18 protein-coding genes are annotated in these 15,894 nt (G+C 67.1%); 2 read left to right on the plus strand and 16 right to left on the minus strand.

Going from position 1 to position 15,894, the window contains the following annotated elements:
• Positions 1-125 precede the first annotated feature (125 nt).
• The 7 genes from VD659_RS11620 to infA form a co-directional block, all read right to left on the minus strand.
• A complete protein-coding gene (locus tag VD659_RS11620; RefSeq protein ID WP_423261246.1) occupies positions 126-1,010 on the minus strand; it encodes a tRNA pseudouridine synthase A in 885 nt (294 codons plus the stop codon).
• A gap of 79 nt (positions 1,011-1,089) precedes the next feature.
• Positions 1,090-1,662 carry a 50S ribosomal protein L17 gene (gene rplQ / locus VD659_RS11625; RefSeq protein WP_423261247.1) on the minus strand — a complete coding sequence of 191 codons (573 nt, stop codon included), beginning with the start codon at positions 1,660-1,662 and terminating at the stop codon, positions 1,090-1,092.
• Between the two features lie 56 nt (positions 1,663-1,718).
• Positions 1,719-2,708 carry a DNA-directed RNA polymerase subunit alpha gene (locus tag VD659_RS11630; RefSeq protein WP_137837152.1) on the minus strand — a complete coding sequence of 330 codons (990 nt, stop codon included), beginning with the start codon at positions 2,706-2,708 and terminating at the stop codon, positions 1,719-1,721.
• A 122-nt stretch (positions 2,709-2,830) separates the two neighbouring features.
• Positions 2,831-3,229: a 30S ribosomal protein S11 gene (rpsK, locus tag VD659_RS11635; RefSeq protein ID WP_022896808.1), complete on the minus strand. Its 399-nt coding sequence runs from the start codon at positions 3,227-3,229 to the stop codon at positions 2,831-2,833.
• Between the two features lie 34 nt (positions 3,230-3,263).
• Positions 3,264-3,641 carry a 30S ribosomal protein S13 gene (rpsM, locus tag VD659_RS11640; protein WP_137837153.1) on the minus strand — a complete coding sequence of 126 codons (378 nt, stop codon included), beginning with the start codon at positions 3,639-3,641 and terminating at the stop codon, positions 3,264-3,266.
• Positions 3,642-3,771: 130 nt separating this feature from the next.
• Complete coding sequence (gene rpmJ / locus VD659_RS11645) at positions 3,772-3,888, minus strand: 50S ribosomal protein L36 (RefSeq protein WP_085018765.1); 117 nt, start codon at positions 3,886-3,888, stop codon at positions 3,772-3,774.
• A gap of 79 nt (positions 3,889-3,967) precedes the next feature.
• Positions 3,968-4,189 (minus strand): translation initiation factor IF-1, encoded by a 222-nt coding sequence (infA, locus tag VD659_RS11650; RefSeq protein WP_022883252.1) that lies wholly within the window; start codon positions 4,187-4,189, stop codon positions 3,968-3,970.
• 272 nt (positions 4,190-4,461) lie between these two features.
• Here infA and VD659_RS11655 point away from each other — a divergent pair, with 272 nt between their 5' ends.
• Positions 4,462-5,373, plus strand: a complete 912-nt coding sequence (locus VD659_RS11655) for a hypothetical protein (protein WP_423261248.1) — start codon at positions 4,462-4,464, stop codon at positions 5,371-5,373.
• Here VD659_RS11655 and VD659_RS11660 read toward each other — a convergent pair.
• From VD659_RS11660 to VD659_RS11685, 6 genes are all read right to left on the minus strand, one after another.
• A complete protein-coding gene (locus VD659_RS11660; protein WP_423261249.1) occupies positions 5,368-6,516 on the minus strand; it encodes a mannitol-1-phosphate 5-dehydrogenase in 1,149 nt (382 codons plus the stop codon). The two genes, VD659_RS11655 and VD659_RS11660, sit on opposite strands and share 6 nt — an antisense overlap.
• Before the next feature lie 15 nt (positions 6,517-6,531).
• Positions 6,532-6,963, minus strand: coding sequence for a PTS sugar transporter subunit IIA (locus VD659_RS11665; protein ID WP_137837155.1), 432 nt, complete (start codon positions 6,961-6,963; stop codon positions 6,532-6,534).
• A gap of 28 nt (positions 6,964-6,991) precedes the next feature.
• The gene (locus VD659_RS11670) at positions 6,992-8,581 is read right to left on the minus strand and encodes a PTS mannitol transporter subunit IICB (protein ID WP_423261250.1); all 1,590 of its coding nucleotides are present in this window, start codon (positions 8,579-8,581) and stop codon (positions 6,992-6,994) included.
• An 80-nt stretch (positions 8,582-8,661) separates the two neighbouring features.
• On the minus strand, positions 8,662-10,332 hold the full coding sequence (gene ptsP, locus VD659_RS11675; protein WP_423261251.1) for a phosphoenolpyruvate--protein phosphotransferase: 1,671 nt from the start codon (positions 10,330-10,332) through the stop codon (positions 8,662-8,664).
• Entirely contained in the window at positions 10,332-10,601 is a 270-nt protein-coding gene (locus tag VD659_RS11680; protein ID WP_423261252.1) for an HPr family phosphocarrier protein, read from the minus strand. The genes ptsP and VD659_RS11680 overlap by 1 nt, the downstream gene beginning before the upstream one ends.
• On the minus strand, positions 10,594-10,959 hold the full coding sequence (locus VD659_RS11685; RefSeq protein WP_423261253.1) for a PTS sugar transporter subunit IIB: 366 nt from the start codon (positions 10,957-10,959) through the stop codon (positions 10,594-10,596). Before VD659_RS11685 ends, VD659_RS11680 begins: the two co-directional genes overlap by 8 nt.
• 222 nt (positions 10,960-11,181) lie before the next feature.
• On the opposite strand from VD659_RS11685, the gene VD659_RS11690 reads away from it, so the two are divergent.
• Entirely contained in the window at positions 11,182-13,104 is a 1,923-nt protein-coding gene (locus VD659_RS11690) for a BglG family transcription antiterminator (RefSeq protein ID WP_423261254.1), read from the plus strand.
• A 16-nt stretch (positions 13,105-13,120) separates the two neighbouring features.
• Here VD659_RS11690 and map read toward each other — a convergent pair whose 3' ends face one another.
• Genes map through secY form a run of 3 tightly spaced genes read right to left on the minus strand, consistent with a single transcriptional unit; the run spans position 13,121 to position 15,890 of the window.
• On the minus strand, positions 13,121-13,972 hold the full coding sequence (map, locus tag VD659_RS11695) for a type I methionyl aminopeptidase (RefSeq protein WP_423261255.1): 852 nt from the start codon (positions 13,970-13,972) through the stop codon (positions 13,121-13,123).
• Complete coding sequence (locus VD659_RS11700) at positions 13,969-14,571, minus strand: adenylate kinase (protein ID WP_423261256.1); 603 nt, start codon at positions 14,569-14,571, stop codon at positions 13,969-13,971. The genes map and VD659_RS11700 overlap by 4 nt, the downstream gene beginning before the upstream one ends.
• A complete protein-coding gene (secY, locus tag VD659_RS11705; protein WP_137837163.1) occupies positions 14,568-15,890 on the minus strand; it encodes a preprotein translocase subunit SecY in 1,323 nt (440 codons plus the stop codon). Before secY ends, VD659_RS11700 begins: the two co-directional genes overlap by 4 nt.
• Between the last annotated feature and the right edge of the window lie 4 nt (positions 15,891-15,894).

A 15,894-nucleotide genomic window follows, 5' to 3' on the forward strand; every position in this document is an offset into this window, starting at 1 on the left:
TCCCACTCCGGTGGGCGTTTTCCCTGAGACTCAGGGCGAACGCATCCGATGGAGGGCTCAACTACGGGTGGACGGCACGAGGCACGGACACCAAGGGTCTAGGTTACGCGATACCACTCCCCCGGTCAAATGAGGTCGCGACGCGCCCTCGTGCGCTCGGCCCGTTCGGCCACCTCCGCGTCGGGCGGATAGCCCACCTCGGTGAGCACGAGGCCCTTCGCCGGCATCACGAGAAAGGCGCCGGTGCGTCTCCGTTCGTCGCGGAGCCGCACGAGATCGGGTCCGGAGAGCGAGCCGTCGCCCACGGCCACGGTGGCGCCCACGAGCGCCCGGACCATGCTGTGGCAGAACGCGTCGGCCTGCAGACGGGCGGTGAGCACGCCCCCCGGCTCACGCGTCCACACGAACGACTGCAGCGTACGGATGGTGGTCGAACCCTCGCGTGGCTTGCAGAACGTCGCGTAGTCGTGGAGCCCAAGCAGCGCACGGGCGGCCGAGTCCATCGCGTCGACGTCGAGGACGGCCGGATGCCGCACCGTCGTGCGCCGCAGCAGTGGGTCGAGCGGGGCCGCCGCATCCGCCACCCGGTATTCGTAGCGGCGCCACACGGCGGAGAAGCGGGCGTCGAATCCAGCTGGGGCGATCGTGGAGCTCGTCACCGCCACATCGGACTCCGCACCGAGGATGCCGTTCATCCTCTTGCCGAGCAGCGCGGCCAGGGCCACGGGTGCCATCGTCGAGGCGTCGTCGCCCCGGCGCCGGAGGCTCCGCAGCTGCGCGTCGCTCAGATCGAGATGGGCGACCTGGCCGGATGCGTGCACGCCGGCATCCGTTCGCCCCGCCACGGCCAGGAGAGGCGCCGGCGGGTAGCGCCGGAAGAGCGTCGCGAGCACCTCCTCGAGCGCGCCTTGCACGGTGCGGAGGCCCGGCTGCCGGGCCCAGCCCGAGAAGTCGGTGCCGTCGTACGCGATCCCGAGGCGGAGCCGCCAGGTTCTCGTCTCGGATTGCACGGAGTCGATTCTACGACGAAGGCCCCGCCACCCTTGCGGGTGCGGGGCCTTCGTGCAACGGAGCGCGGTGCGCTCGGTGTTACTTCTTGTCGTCCTCGGCAGGAGCCTCGGCGGGCTCCTCCTCGGCGATGGGCTCGCTGGTCTCGACCGTCTCGGTCTCCTCCACGGGGGCCTCTTCGGTCTCCGCAGCGTCCTCGGCCGGGGTCTCGACGACCTCGTCCTCGGCGGGCGCAGCAGCGGCAGGAGCCTCAGCCTTGGCCGACGACTTCGGAGCCGCCTTCTTCTTCGGGGCGACGGGCTCGAGAACGAGCTCGATCTGCACCATGGGGGCGTTGTCGCCCTTGCGGAAGCCGAGCTTGGTGATGCGCGTGTAGCCACCCTCACGCTCCGCCATGAGCGGGGCGATCTCGGTGAAGAGCTCGTGCACGACGGCCTTGTCACCGATCACGGCGAGCACGCGACGACGGGCGTGCAGGTCTCCGCGCTTGGCAAAGGTGATGAGACGCTCGGTCAGCGGACGCATCCGCTTGGCCTTGGTCTCGGTCGTCTTGATGCTCTTGTGGGTGAACAGGGCGGCAGCCAGGTTCGCGAGGAGCAGGCGCTCGTGCGCCGGTCCGCCACCGAGACGGGGTCCCTTGGTTGGCTTGGGCATTTCTTATCTCCAGATGTGGGTCAGTTGGTCGGGTTGATCAGCGGGCGACGAACGTCTCAGACGTTCTCGTCGTCGTATCCGCCGTAGAAGTGGGCTCCGTCGAATCCAGGAACGGTGTCCTTGAGCGACAGGCCGAGCTCGACGAGCTTGTCCTTCACCTCGTCGACCGACTTCTGACCGAAGTTGCGGATGTTCATGAGCTGCGTCTCCGACAGCGCCACGAGCTCGGACACCGTGTTGATGCCCTCGCGCTTGAGGCAGTTGTAGGAGCGCACCGACAGGTCGAGGTCCTCGATCGGAACCGAGAGCTCCGAGGAGAGCACGGCGTCGACCGGCGCGGGGCCGATCTCGATGCCCTCGGCGGCGGTGTTCAGCTCGCGGGCGAGACCGAACAGCTCGGTGAGGGTGCGACCGGCGGAGGCGATGGCGTCGCGCGGCGTGATGGCCTGCTTCGTCTCCACGTCGACCACGAGGCGGTCGAAGTCGGTGCGCTCCCCGGCACGGGTGGCCTCGACGCGGTAGGTGACCTTGAGCACGGGCGAGTAGATCGAGTCGATCGGGATCTGCCCGGCCTCGGAGAACTCGCTGCGGTTCTGGGTGGCCGACACGTAGCCGCGGCCGCGCTCGATGATGAGCTCGAGCTCGAACTTGGCCTTGTCGTTGAGGGTCGCGATGACGAGCTCGGGGTTGTGGATCTCCACACCCGCCGGAGCCGAGATGTCCGCCGCGGTGACCTCACCCGAAGCGTGCTTGCGCAGGTAGGCGGTGATCGGCTCGTCGTGCTCGGAGGAGACGACGAGGCCCTTCACGTTGAGGATGATCTCGGTGACGTCTTCCTTCACACCGGGGATGGTGCTGAACTCGTGCAGCACGCCGTCGATGCGGATGCTCGTGACAGCAGCACCCGGAATCGATGAGAGCAGCGTGCGGCGGAGCGAGTTGCCGAGGGTGTACCCGAAGCCGGGCTCCAGCGGCTCGATGACGAACCGCGAGCGGAACTCCGAGATGTTCTCCTCGGTGAGAGTGGGGCGCTGTGCAATGAGCACTGTTTTTCCTTTCGGCTGAGTGTCCGCTATATGACACTCATGTGCAGAGGTATTGAGTTGTGGAGAACGACCTCACCGGCGGAGTGCCTGGAGCACTCCGCCGGCGGGCTACATCGGAAAGGTCAAACGCGGCGACGCTTGGGCGGGCGGCATCCGTTGTGCGCCTGCGGGGTGACGTCGTTGATCGAGCCCACCTCGAGGCCGGCGGCCTGGAGCGAGCGGATCGCGGTCTCGCGGCCGGAGCCCGGTCCCTTGACGAACACGTCGACCTTCTTCATGCCGTGCTCCTGAGCCTGGCGCGCGGCCGACTCGGCAGCGAGCTGCGCGGCGAACGGGGTCGACTTGCGCGAGCCCTTGAAGCCGACGCCACCCGAGGAGGCCCAGCTGATGACGGCACCGGTGGTGTCGGTGATCGACACGATGGTGTTGTTGAAGGTCGACTTGATGTGGGCCTGGCCCACGGCGACGTTCTTCTTCTCTTTCTTGCGCGGCTTGCGAACGGCCGACTTGGGGGTTGCCATATATATCTCCTGGAATCCTGGTCAGTCGGCGCGCTTAGCGGCCGGCCTTCTTCTTGCCGGCGACGGTGCGCTTCGGGCCCTTGCGGGTACGAGCGTTGGTCTTGGTGCGCTGTCCGCGCACGGGGAGGCCCTTGCGGTGGCGGACACCTTCGTACGAGCCGATCTCGACCTTGCGGCGGATGTCGGCGGCCACCTCACGGCGGAGGTCACCCTCCACCTTGTAGTTGCCCTCGATGTAGTCGCGGAGGGCGACCAGCTGGTCGTCGCTCAGGTCCTTGACCCGGATGTCTCCCGAGATCTCGGTGTCGGCGAGCACCTTGAGGGCGCGCGTACGGCCGACGCCGTAGATGTATGTGAGGGCTACTTCCACGCGCTTGTCGCGGGGAATGTCAACTCCTGCTAGACGTGCCATTGTGGCTATCTCCTGTTGATGAGTGGAGGTATGGGACAGTGCCTGTGCTCCGGCCTCCGACCGGGGGTGTCCGCCGCCCGGTTCTCACCGGGCGGCATCTGGCACTGCCTTTTCTGGGTGTTCGGTACTACTAGCCCTGACGCTGCTTGTGGCGGGGGTTGCTCTTGCAGATCACCATGACGCGTCCGTTACGACGGATGACGCGGCAGTGCTCGCACATGGGCTTGACGCTGGGGTTGACCTTCATATTATTTTCTCTCTTCGCTGTCCTCGTACCCGATGACGACCGGGCCGTTACTTTCCAGCGCGCCCTATAGGAATAGGAACTACTTGTAGCGGTAGACGATCCGGCCACGGGTGAGGTCGTAGGGGCTCAGCTCCACGATCACACGGTCCTCGGGGAGGATGCGGATGTAGTGCTGACGCATCTTGCCCGAGATGTGGGCAAGGACCTTGTGGCCGTTCGTCAATTCCACCCGGAACATTGCGTTCGGGAGAGCTTCGACGACTGCGCCCTCGATCTCGATAACACCGTCTTTTTTGGCCATAGCCTCACTGTCACTCAAGTAGTCTGTGCTGGTCTTGCGGAGAATCGGCACGCGAAAATCGGCCGAAAACACCAAAGATCGAGCTTACGCTAAGAAACGCCCGGGCGCAATCAGCGAAATGCGTCGACCGATCGTATAGTGCCGACGTGCTGAATTGAGCTATATTCATTTCTTTCCTAGAAGAGAATTGAAGAGCCCACATGTCCCCCTCCCGGCAATCGCTTCGGTCCGCCTCCAAGTGGCACGGACCCCTCTTGGCACATGCAGCGCTCATGGCCGTGCTCGTCATCGTGTCTACTGTCGGACTGCTCGCGGACGACCGTACGCTGCTCGGCGAGTCGGTCTGGGTCAAACCACTCAAATTCGGTATCGGGCTCGCCATTTACAGCACGACACTCGCCTGGATGCTCGGGTTCCTTCGCCGTGGCCACCGATTCGCGTGGTGGACGGGGACCGCCTTCGCAATCGCCGGGGCGGTGGATGTGGCCGCCGTCGTGTATGCCGCTTCCCTAGGCACGTTCAGCCATTTCAACAACGGCACCGATCCTGTCGCCCAGATCGTCCAGGCCGCGTTTTCCATCGGAATCATGCCACTGCTGATCGCTAGCTTCGTGATCGCAGTCATAGTGATCGTCCAGCGAAGGGACGACCGGACAATTGCTCTGGCGATCCGCGCGGGGCTCACCTTGGCCGTTGCCAGCATGGTCAGCGCACTGGCGCTCAGCACGACCGCAGGAAGTACTCCTCGACTCGTGAGCGATTCGAACGACCGGCTGGTTCCGCTGGTGGGCGGTCACGGCATCGGCGATCCGGATGGCAATGGCATGTTCGTGACGGACTGGAGCGCGACCGGAGGCGATCTTCGAGTTCCGCACTTCGTCGGTCTGCACGGCCTGCAGGTTCTCCTCATCGTTGCCTTCGCACTCAATCTGCTCTCCAGGCGCATCGGCATGCTGCAGCATGAGGGCGTGCGCACCCGGTTGGTGGGAGCTATAGCACTCGGCTACGCAGGCATTTTCGTCCTGCTGGTCTGGCAGGCCGCGCGGGGCCAATCGGTAGTCAGCCCCGACGCGGCTACGGCGGTCACGGCCGGCCTGATCGCCGTGCTCACCGCGTCGCTGATCTACTTGATTGTGAGAGCCGCTCGGCGATCGACCGCGACCCTGGCGAATCTGCACTCATGATGAGGATCCGTCCACGGATCGTATAGCGCCCACCAGGTCGCCGAAGAGCGGATGCGAGGGCTCGATGCCGCAGACCTGATCGGCGAACTCCTCCGCACTCAGGGTGTCGAGCAGGCCGGCGAGCTCCGCGCTCTGCGGGTCGGCCGGCGCATCGAAGCGCAGCGCGGCAGCGACGGCCCGCAGCAGCGCATCCGTGGGCAGTCCGCGCTCGGCGAGCTCCGCTGCTGGGCCGATGAACCGCTCGTGCCGGCTGATCTTGCGCAGCGGCTGACGTCCGACACGCTCCGGGGTGTCGGTGAGGTAGGGGTTCGCGAAGCGCACGAGGTTCTTCTCGAGGTAGGCCTCCTGTACCGCGGGGTCGAACTCGTGCTTGGCCACGAGCAGCGCTTTGGTCTCGGCGAGCACCGCCTTGACCTCCGCGAAGACCTGCGGAACGGCGAGGGCGTCGGCGAGCGTCGTCGCTCCCTCGAGCCAGCCGTGGTAGGCCGTGGTCGCGTGGCCGGTGTTCACGGTGAAGAGCTTGCGCTCGATGTAGGGGGCGAGGTCCGGCACGAAGTGCGCATCCGGGATCGACGGCACGGAGTCGCCGAAGGGGCCGGACTCGATGGCCCACTCGAAGAAGTCCTCCACGGTCACGTCGAGGCCGGCGCCGGGCGCCTGGTTCGGAACGATGCGGTCGACGGCGGTGTTCGCGAACACGGCTTTCGCGAGGGCCGGGGATTCGGCGCCGAGCCGCTCCTCGATGTGCCCGTGGAGCGCGTCCGTGGCATTGATTGCGTTCTCGCACGCCATCACCACGAGGCCGGGGAGAGCCTCGTCGCGGGCCTCGAGCGCGCGGGCGATTACGGGGGCCACGAACTTCAGGATGTTCGGGCCCACCGCGGTCGTCACGATCTCGGCGGTCGCGATCTCCGCCACCACCGCATCCTCGTCGCTCGCGCTGTTCAGGGCGCGGTAGCCGGTGACCGTGGTGGTGGAGGCGTTCTCCCCCACCGCGTGCACCTCGTAGCTCGACGAGGCCGCGAGGGCGTCGATGAGCTCGGCGTTCACGTCGGCGAAGACCACCTCGTATCCGGCCTCGTGCAGGATGAGCCCCACGAATCCGCGGCCGATGTTGCCTGCGCCGAAGTGAACTGCCTTCATGATGCCCTCCCGGGGTCAGTCGTTGATGTCGCCGAGGATGTCGAGGATCTGCTCGGGCGTCTGGGCCTCGAGCAGCTTCGCGACGTCGTCGTCTTCGCTGAACACGATGGCGATCTTGGTGAGGATCTCCATGTGCCCGTTGTCCTTGCCCGCGATGCCGACCACGAAACGCACCTCTTCGCCGCCCCAGTCGAGGGGCTCGTCGTAGCGCACGAACGAGAGCGCGGAGTCGAGGATCGTGTCCTTGCCCTCGTTCGTGCCGTGCGGGATGGCGAGGAAGTTCCCCATGTACGTCGAGACCGTGCGCTCGCGCTCGAGCATGTAGTCGAGGTACCCGGGTTCGACGGCGCCGGCCGCGACCAGGATGGCGGCCGCCTCGGCGATCGCGTCCTCCTTGGTGCGGGCGGTGCCGGAGAGCCGGATCTGCGTCGGTTCCAAAACGGCCATGGGGATCGTCCTTCCTCCTGCGCGTCGCCTAGCGGGCGGCGTGCTGCTCTTTCAGCTTCTCCACGACTTCGTCGTAGCGCGGGCTGTTCATGAAGTTGTCGACCGACACGTGCTCGGCGCTCGGGGTGCGTTCCTGCGCCCGGGGCGTGAGCTCGCGCTGGGTGATCACGAGGTCGACGTCGTCTTCGAGACTAGCGATCGCCTTGTTCACCACGGTGACTCCGTCGATGCCGGCCTTCTTGATCTTGTTGCGGAGAACCGATGCCCCCATCGCGCTCGACCCCATGCCCGCGTCGCAGGCGAACACGATGTTCGAGATCGGCCGGGTGTCGGTGAGCAGCGAGGTCCGCTCGGCCACGGCTTCGGCGTCGACGGCGGGGATGCCCTCGGCGCGCAGGTTGCCGAGCACCGAGCTCTCCTTGCCCTTGTTGGCCTCGGTCTGGGCGATGGCGGAGCTGAGGTCGCCCGTTTCCCCGCGCTCGAGGTCGCGCTTGCGGCTGGCCCGCAGGATGATGGCGGTCACGATGAACGACACCGCGGCGGCCGCGATCACCGAGAGGATGACGCCGATGTAGCTGTCCGGCGCGGTCTGGGCGAGCACCGCGATGATGCTGCCCGGGGAGGCCGGTGCGCGCAGGCCGGAGTTGAAGAGCACGTTGACCGCGACGCCCGTCGCACCACCGGCGATCGCCGCCAGGATGGTCATCGGCTTCGACAGCACGTAGGGGAAGTAGATCTCGTGGATGCCGCCGAAGAACTGGATGATCACGGCGCCGGGGGCGCTCGCCTTCGCGAGGCCGATGCCGAAGATCGAGAACGCGAGCAGGATGCCCAGACCGGGGCCGGGGTTCGCCTCGATCAGGAACAGGATGGACTTGCCCTGGTCGGCGACCTGCTGCACGCCCAGCGGCGTGAAGACACCGTGATTGATGGCGTTGTTGAGGAACAGCACCTTGCCGGGCTCGACGAGGATCGAGGCCAGCGGCAGCAGGTGGGCCGAGATCAGCCAGTCCACGCCGGTCTCGAGCGCCTTCGACAGGCCCTGGATGACCGGGGCGATTCCGAAGAAGCCGGCGATCGCGAGAAGGCCGCCGAGGATGCCGGCCGAGAAGTTGTCGACCAGCATCTCGAACCCTGCGCGGATCTTGCCGGCCCAGATGCTGTCGACCTTCTTGATCAACCAGGCACCGAGCGGACCCATGATCATCGCGCCGATGAACATCGGGATGTTCGCGCCGACGATGACGCCCATGGTCGCGATGGTGCCGACGACGCCGCCTCGGGCGCCGTAGACCATGCGGCCACCGGTGTTCGCGATGAGCAGCGGCAGCAGGTAGGTGATCATCGGCCCCACGAGCCCGACATACTGCGGGAAGGTCGTGCCGTCGGGAGCTGCGGCGAGCGCGGTCGCCGCGCCCGACCAGCCGATGGCATCCGCGTTGCCGAAGCCGCCGAGGATTCCGTTGGGCAGCCATCCGGTGGCGATGAAGAGGCTGGTGATCAGGCCCCACGCGATGAACGCGGGGATGTTCGGCATGACCATGCCGGAGAGGAAGGTTCCGAATCGCTGGACGCGGATACGGGCACCTCCCGCCTTGGTGGGTGACGTCGTTGTCATGACGGCTTCTCCGTTTCTGTGGTTGTCGGGTGTTGCTGCGGAAATGACTCGGTGGTGGTGCGGTGTGGTGCGGTGGAACGTCAGGTGGTCGCGGCCGCGGCCGCTGTCACCGCCGCGCGGGCCTCGACGGCGCTGTTCGCCGAGAGGGCGAGGGCGGCGAAGCGCTGCGCGTCGCCGAGGGTGAAGCGCGCGAGTTCGGCGCGCACGTCGGCGAGGGCCGACGGCGACATCGAGAGTGTGGTCGCGCCGAGGCCCACGAGCACCACGGCGAGCAGCGGGTCGGCCGCGGCCTCGCCGCAGATGCCGACGGGCTTGCCGGTGGCGGCACCGGCCTTGCCGACCTCCCCCACGAGCTTCAGCACGGCCGGATGCCAGGGGTCCTGGAACGACGCCACCGAACCCAGCAGGCGGTCGGCCGCCAGGGTGTACTGGGTGAGGTCGTTGGTGCCGATCGACGCGAAGTCGGCGTCGGCAAGGATGCGGTCGGCGAGCAGCGCCGACGAGGGCACCTCCACCATGACGCCGGCGGTCTTCAGGCCGCACTCGCGGGCGAGGGTGGTGAAGTAGCGGGTCTCCTCGACGGTGGAGACCATCGGGGCCATCACCCAGACATCCGCGTCGGTCTCGGCGTCGGCGGCGGCGAGCGCGCGGAGCTGGTCGCGCAGGATCGGCTCGTTGGCACGGAGCGCGCGCAGACCGCGGAGGCCGAGCGCGGGGTTCTCCTCGGGGGCGTCGTTAAGGAAGCTCAGCGGCTTGTCGGCTCCGGCGTCCAGCGCACGCACGACCACCTTCTTGCCCGCGAAGGCCTCGAGCAGGCGAACGTACTGCGCCTTCTGCTCCTCGACGGTCGGGGCGCTCGTGGAGTCGAGGAAGAGGAACTCGGTGCGGAACAGGCCCACGCCCTCCGCCCCCTTCGCGATCGCATCCGCGGCGCCGTCGGCGGAGCCGAGGTTGGCCAGCAGGGGCACGGCGGTACCGTCGGCGAGCCGGCCGGGGCCGGTCGCGGAGTTCCGCGAGGCGGCGATCTCGGCCGCGTGCGCCACGGCGGCGGCGCGCTCCTCGTCACTCGGCGAGACCGTGACCGAACCGGTCGCGGCGTCCACCACGATCTCGGTGCCGTCGGCGAGCTTCAGAGCATCCGTGACGCCCACGATGGCGACGATCGACTTCTCACGGGCCAGGATGGCGGTGTGCGAGGTCGGTCCGCCGTCGCTCGTCACGAGCGCCAGCACCTTGCCGAGGTCGAGCAGGGCGGTGTCGGCGGGGGCGAGGTCGCGGGCGACGAGCACGAACGGATAGTCGGGGTCCGGCACACCAGGAGCGGCCACGCCCCGGAGGTGCGCGACCACGCGCTGGGAGACGTCGTCGAGGTCGGTGGCACGCTCGCCCATGTAGCCGCCCATGCTCACGAGCAGCTCCCGGAAGGCGGCGAAGGCCTCGAAGACCGCGCGCTCGGCGGTCTTGCCCGAGTCGATGCGTTCTCCGACGTCGTCGATCAGGGTCGGGTCCTCGGCCATGAAGGCCTGAGCCTCGAGCACGTCCTTTGCCGAGCCGCCGGCCCGCTCGCCGCGATGGCGGATGATCGCGGCCGTGGCGGCGAGGGAGGCGCGGGCGCGCTCCTTCTCGGCGTCCGCGGTGAGAGTGCTGGCGGTGTCTTCGGGCTCGGGAAGCGGGTCGGGCATGCGGAGCACGGGGCCCACGGCGATGCCGCGGCCGATTCCGGTGCCGTGGAGGATCGTCGTCCCGGCCATCACTCGGCGTCCAGGTCGGTGCTGAGCAGGGTCACGAGCTCGTCGAGCAGTGCGTCGGCCGCCTCCGCGTCGGAGACGAGGGTGAGGGTGTCGCCTTGCTCGATGCCGAGCGAGATGACGCCCAGGATGCTCGCGGCGTTGACGGACTTGCCGCCCGACTTCGAGATCTGCACGGGCAGGCCCGACTTGGCGACGGTCTGGGTGAAGATGGTGGCCGGGCGTGCGTGCAGCCCGTGCTTCGATGCCATCTCGACGGTTCGTTCAGCCATTTTCGATCTCCTTATTTCGGCTCTGCCTTGAGCCTGTCACCGAACTCCGCGCGTTCTCGAGAAGCTCTTCGATCAGGTCGGCCGCCTCTTCGGCGCCCTCCGGCCCGAACACCGTACCCGGCAGCAAGGCGGCCTGCACGCCCTTCGCCGAGGCGAGGTCGAGCAGATCGTCGAACTGCTCCGCGAGGTGCGGGCCGACGAGCAGGACATCCGTCGCGGCGAGCCGCTCGTCGAGGTCGGCCCGGGTGGCGGCCTCGATGGTCAGGTCGAGGCCGCGAGCGCGAGCGACCCCGCGCAGCCGGAGAGCGAGGAAAGTGCTCGATGCTCCTGCGCCGCAGACGATCAGAACTTTTTCCACGCACGCCTCCTCGCGTCCTGCTTCGATCTCCAAGAATCCTCGGTCAGCAGGCTTCCGCGTTCAAGCAGCCTTCCTTCCTCACCCCCGGAAGCCATTCTGTGAGCGGGCCGGGCATCCGGGGCGCCACCTTGATTTCCCAGGAACGGTGGGCCTCGGATGCTCGCCGGGTACGCTGGTTCGGCAAGAGCCCGCCGGCACGGCGGTGCCCGGAGATGACGGGACATGAGCGAGAAGTACGAGCGGCTGCTGGAGTACCTGGCCGAGTCCGACGAGTGGATGACGGCGGGTGAGCTCGCCGACCGCCTCGGCGTCTCGACGCGCAGCGTGCGCAGCTACGTGACGAGTGTCAAGACCGCGGCGAAGCCGCTCGAGGTCATCGCCTCCTCCACGAGCGGCTACCGGCTGAATCGCGAAGCCTACGCCACCTTCCGCGCGGAGCTGCGCACGCGCGAGACGGAGCCGGGCAGCCCCCGGGAGCGCGTGCACTTCATCATCCGAGGACTCGGTGACGCGCTCGACGGCCTCGACGTCTACGATCTCGCCGCGTCGATGTTCGTGAGCGAGTCCACCGTCGAGGCCGATCTGCGCAAGGTCAAGCTCCTCGTCGAGGAGGCCGGCCTCGCTCTGGTCCGGCGGGGCAGCATGGTCTCCCTGGCCGGAACCGAGCTCAACCGGCGGCGGCTCCTCAGCCGCATCTTCCGCGACGAGAGCGCCCAGGGCTTCCTTGATCTGGAGAACATCCAGCGTGAGTTCTCGTCGAAGAACCTCGGTGCGTTCAAGTCCGACCTCATCGCCATGCTCGACGGCAACGGCTTCTTCGTCAACGAGTACTCCATCAACAACGTGCTGCTGCACATCGCGATCGCCGTCGATCGGGTGTCGAAGAAGCAGTCGATCGATCCGGATGACGGCGTGCCCGTCTCCGACGCCATCCGGGCGATCGCCGCGCAGCTCGACGGCCTCATCCGTTCACACTTCCAGGCCGCGCTCAGCCCCCGCGAGCTCGCCTACCTCTCGGTCCTGCTCACCACCCGTGTGCTCACGCCGGGCCACGACGAGCCCACCGAGAGCATCGCCCACAACTACCTGGCCGGCGACGATCTGGAGGCGATGCGCCGCATCGCCCGGCTGGCGAGCGACGAATACCTGGTCGATCTCGACGACGAGGATTTCATCGTGCGGCTGAGCCTGCACGTGCGCAACCTGGTGGCGCGCGCCCATGAGAACTCCTACTCGCGGAACCCGATGACCCGTTCCATCAAGGGCTCGTTCCCGATGATCTACGAGCTGGCGGTGTTCATCGCCAGCCAGGTGCAGCGGCGCGAGGGCATCGTCATCAACGACGACGAGATCGCCTACATCGCGCTGCACGTCGGCTCCTACCTCGAACGCACGAGTCTTCGCGACGAGCGCGTGAGCTGTGCCATCGTCTGCCCGGGCTACTACGACATGCACGTCATCCTGCGCGACAAGCTCGTGGCCGAGCTCGGTGCCGAGCTCCAGGTCGACGTGGTCATCACCCGCGCCGACGTCGACTGGTCGGCGCTCTCCTCCGACATCGTGGTCACCACCATCCAGGCACCGACCGCGCGTGACAACGTGGTGGTCATCCAGCCCTTCCTCACGGCCGTCGACTTCGAGGCCATTCGCCGGGCCATCGCCACGGTGCGCCGGCACCGGCGTCGCATGCAGATCAAGGACGAGCTGCTGCAGTACTTCGACGAGCGGCTCTTCGCGCGCAATCTGGCCGCGCCCAGCGAAGCGGAGATGATCCGCACACTCGGCGACGCGATGGTCGGCATCGGAGTCATCGACGAGAGCTACGTCGAGGGTGCCATCGAACGCGAGCGGATGTCGTCGACGGCCTTCACCGACACCATCGCCGTTCCGCACGCGATGGCGATGAGCGCCTCCCGCACTGCCATCTCGATCGTCATCAACGAGACGCCGATGGCCTGGGGCGACAACCGGGTGAACGTGATCGCGCTCATCGCCTTCAGCGAGAGCGGGCGCAAGGCCTTCCAGCACGTGTTCGATCAGCTGGTGGAGGTGTTCTCCGACCGCGACGACGTTCAGCGCATCGTCAAGCGGGCCGTCGACTTCCCGTCGTTCATCGACGAGCTCGTGCACGTCATGGACACCTGATCCGGCGGATGCCCGCTCAGGGAATCGGAACCGGTGTCACACCCAGCGGGGCAAGCCCGGCCGCGCCGCCGTCTTCGGCGGTGAGCACCCAGATGCCGTCCGCGTGCACGGCGACCGAGTGCTCCCAGTGCGACGACATGCTGCCGTCGGCGGAGGCGACGGTCCAGTCGTCCTCGCGCGTGAAGGTCTCCGTAGTGCCGGCCGTGATCATGGGCTCGATCGCCACGACCAGGCCCGGCTTCACCTCCGGACCGCGCTGGCGCACGCGGTAGTTGAACACGGGCGGCGCCTCGTGCATGCTGCGCCCGATGCCGTGGCCGATGTAGTCGGTGAGGATGCCGTACTGCGCTCCGGAGAGCGTCGACGGGTGGCTCTCCACGAAGTCCTCGATCGCCTCGCCCACCTCGTTCAGGTGGCGAGCGGCCGCGAGACGAGCGATGCCGTGCCAGAGAGCCTGCTCGGTCACGTCGGACAGTAGGCGGCGGGCGGCGACCTCCTCGGGGCGCGTCGGATCGTCGAGCACGATCGTGATGGCCGAGTCGCCGTTCCAGCCGCCCACATCGGCGCCGCTGTCGATCGAGACGATGTCGCCCGCCGCGAGCATCCGTTCGCCGGGGATGCCGTGCACGATGTCCTCGTTCACGGAGGCGCAGACGGTGTGGACGTATCCCGGCACCATCTGGAAGTTGGAGACCCCGCCGAGCGACCGGATCGTGTCGTCGGCGATCCGGTCGAGCTCGAGCGTCGTGATGCCGGGGCGGATGGCGGCCCGCACCGCCGCGAGCGAAGCGGCCGTCACGAGCCCGGGCTGAACCATCAGCCGCAGCTCCGCCGGGGTCTTGTAGATGCCCTTGTTGCGACCGATCATCGACTCGCGAGGGCGGCGATGATCCGACCGGTGACCTCGTCGATCTCGCCGAGACCGTCGACGTCGACCACGAGGCCACGCCCGGAATACACGTCCACCAGCGGAGCGGTCTGCTCGGTGTACACCTCGAGCCGCTTGCGGATCACGTCCTCGGTGTCGTCGCTGCGACCCTGCTCGGCGGAGCGCTTGAGGAGCCGGCGCACCACCTCGTCGGTGTCGGCGGTCAGCACGACGACGGCGTCGAGCGCGGCGCCGTCGACGCCGAGGATGTCGTCGAGCTCCTCGACCTGCTGCAGCGTGCGCGGGTAGCCGTCGAGCAGGAAGCCGTCGGCCACGTCGGGCTGGCTGAGTCGATCCCGCACGAGGTCGTTGGTGAGCTCATCGGGAACGTACTGGCCGGCATCCATGAAGGCCTTGGCCTTCACCCCGAGGGCGGTGCCGTTCTTCACGTTCTCACGGAAGATGTCGCCGGTCGAGATGGCCGGGATGCTGTACGCCTCCGAGAGCCGCGCCGCCTGGGTTCCCTTGCCGGCTCCAGGAGGGCCGATCAGGAGAAGGCGGAGCGAGCCGTTCACGACTGCTCCCCCCGTCTCGGTCATCGCAGGAGTCCCTCGTAGTGGCGTTGCTGCAACTGGGAGTCGATCTGCTTCACCGTCTCGAGTCCGACACCCACGATGATGAGGATCGACGCGCCACCGAACGGGAAGTTCTGGTTCGCGCCCACGGCCGCCAACGCGATCAACGGAATCAGGGCGATCAGGCCCAGATAGAACGAACCCGGCAGGGTGATGCGGGTGAGCACGTAGTCGAGGTACTCGGCCGTCGGCCGTCCTGCCCGGATTCCCGGGATGAAGCCGCCGAACTTCTTCATGTTGTCGGCGACCTCTTCGGGGTTGAAGGTGATCGCGACGTAGAAGTAGGTGAAGCCCACGATGAGCAGGAAGTACAGCAGCATGTAGAGCGGGTGGTCGCCGCGCACCAGATAGTTGTTGATCCAGGTGACCCAGCCGGCCGGCTGCTGACCCGGTTGCGGTTGGTTGAACTGCGCGATCAATGCTGGCAGATACAACAGCGACGAGGCGAAGATCACGGGCACAACACCGGCCATGTTGACCTTGATCGGAATGTAGGTGTTGTTGCCCCCGTAGGTGCGCCGTCCCACCACTCGCTTGGCATATTGCACCGGGATGCGCCTCTGCGAGAGTTCGACGAAGACCACGGCCCCCATCACGACGATTCCGACCACGATCACGAACAAGAAGATCTCGAAGCTCTTGGTCTGCGCGATGAGCCAGAGCGACTCGGGGAAGCGGGCGGCGATCGAGGTGAAGATCAGCAGCGACATCCCGTTGCCGATGCCGCGCTCCGTGATGAGCTCACCCATCCACATGATGACGCCGGTACCGGCCGTCATGGTGATGACCATGAGCAGGATCGCGTACCACGCGTCGTTCGTGATCAGCTGCCCGCACTCGGCCACGGTCGAGGTGCCGAAGAGGGCACCCGAGCGGGCCACCGTGATCAGCGTCGTCGACTGCAGCACGGCGAGGGCGATCGTGAGGTAGCGGGTGTACTGCGTCAGGCGGCTCTGGCCGGCCTGGCCCTCCTTGTAGAGGGTCTCGAAGTGAGGGATGACCACTCGGAGAAGCTGCACGATGATCGAGGCCGTGATGTACGGCATGATCCCCAGCGCGAAGATGGAGAGTTGCAGGAGAGCGCCACCGCTGAAGAGGTTGACGAGCTCGTACAGGCCCGAGGTGTTCTGGTTCGCGGCAAGACACGCCTGCACGTTCCCGAAGTTCACGAAGGGTGCGGGAATGAACGATCCCAATCGGAACAGCGCGACGATACCGAGCGTGAAGCCGATCTTTCGGCGGAGGTCCGGAGTCCGGAAGATCCTCGCGACGGCTTTGAACAAAAAG

The organism is Herbiconiux sp. 11R-BC, assembly GCF_049472555.1.
Classification (GTDB): domain Bacteria; phylum Actinomycetota; class Actinomycetes; order Actinomycetales; family Microbacteriaceae; genus Herbiconiux.

Excerpts from the sequence above, each read along its gene's own strand:
- rpmJ (WP_085018765.1), bottom strand. The coding sequence starts at position 3,888 with ATGAAGGTCAACCCCAGCGTCAAGCCCATGTGCGAGCACTGCCGCGTC.
- rpsM (WP_137837153.1), bottom strand. The coding sequence starts at position 3,641 with ATGGCACGTCTAGCAGGAGTTGACATTCCCCGCGACAAGCGCGTGGAA.
- VD659_RS11665 (WP_137837155.1), bottom strand. The coding sequence starts at position 6,963 with ATGGCCGTTTTGGAACCGACGCAGATCCGGCTCTCCGGCACCGCCCGC.
- map (WP_423261255.1), bottom strand. The coding sequence starts at position 13,972 with ATGATCGGTCGCAACAAGGGCATCTACAAGACCCCGGCGGAGCTGCGG.
- VD659_RS11700 (WP_423261256.1), bottom strand. The coding sequence starts at position 14,571 with ATGACCGAGACGGGGGGAGCAGTCGTGAACGGCTCGCTCCGCCTTCTC.
- VD659_RS11655 (WP_423261248.1), top strand. The coding sequence starts at position 4,462 with ATGGCCGTGCTCGTCATCGTGTCTACTGTCGGACTGCTCGCGGACGAC.
- VD659_RS11660 (WP_423261249.1), bottom strand. The coding sequence starts at position 6,516 with ATGAAGGCAGTTCACTTCGGCGCAGGCAACATCGGCCGCGGATTCGTG.
- VD659_RS11680 (WP_423261252.1), bottom strand. The coding sequence starts at position 10,601 with ATGGCTGAACGAACCGTCGAGATGGCATCGAAGCACGGGCTGCACGCA.
- rpsK (WP_022896808.1), bottom strand. The coding sequence starts at position 3,229 with ATGGCAACCCCCAAGTCGGCCGTTCGCAAGCCGCGCAAGAAAGAGAAG.
- infA (WP_022883252.1), bottom strand. The coding sequence starts at position 4,189 with ATGGCCAAAAAAGACGGTGTTATCGAGATCGAGGGCGCAGTCGTCGAA.
- ptsP (WP_423261251.1), bottom strand. The coding sequence starts at position 10,332 with ATGGCCGGGACGACGATCCTCCACGGCACCGGAATCGGCCGCGGCATC.
- rplQ (WP_423261247.1), bottom strand. The coding sequence starts at position 1,662 with ATGCCCAAGCCAACCAAGGGACCCCGTCTCGGTGGCGGACCGGCGCAC.
- VD659_RS11670 (WP_423261250.1), bottom strand. The coding sequence starts at position 8,581 with ATGACAACGACGTCACCCACCAAGGCGGGAGGTGCCCGTATCCGCGTC.
- VD659_RS11690 (WP_423261254.1), top strand. The coding sequence starts at position 11,182 with ATGAGCGAGAAGTACGAGCGGCTGCTGGAGTACCTGGCCGAGTCCGAC.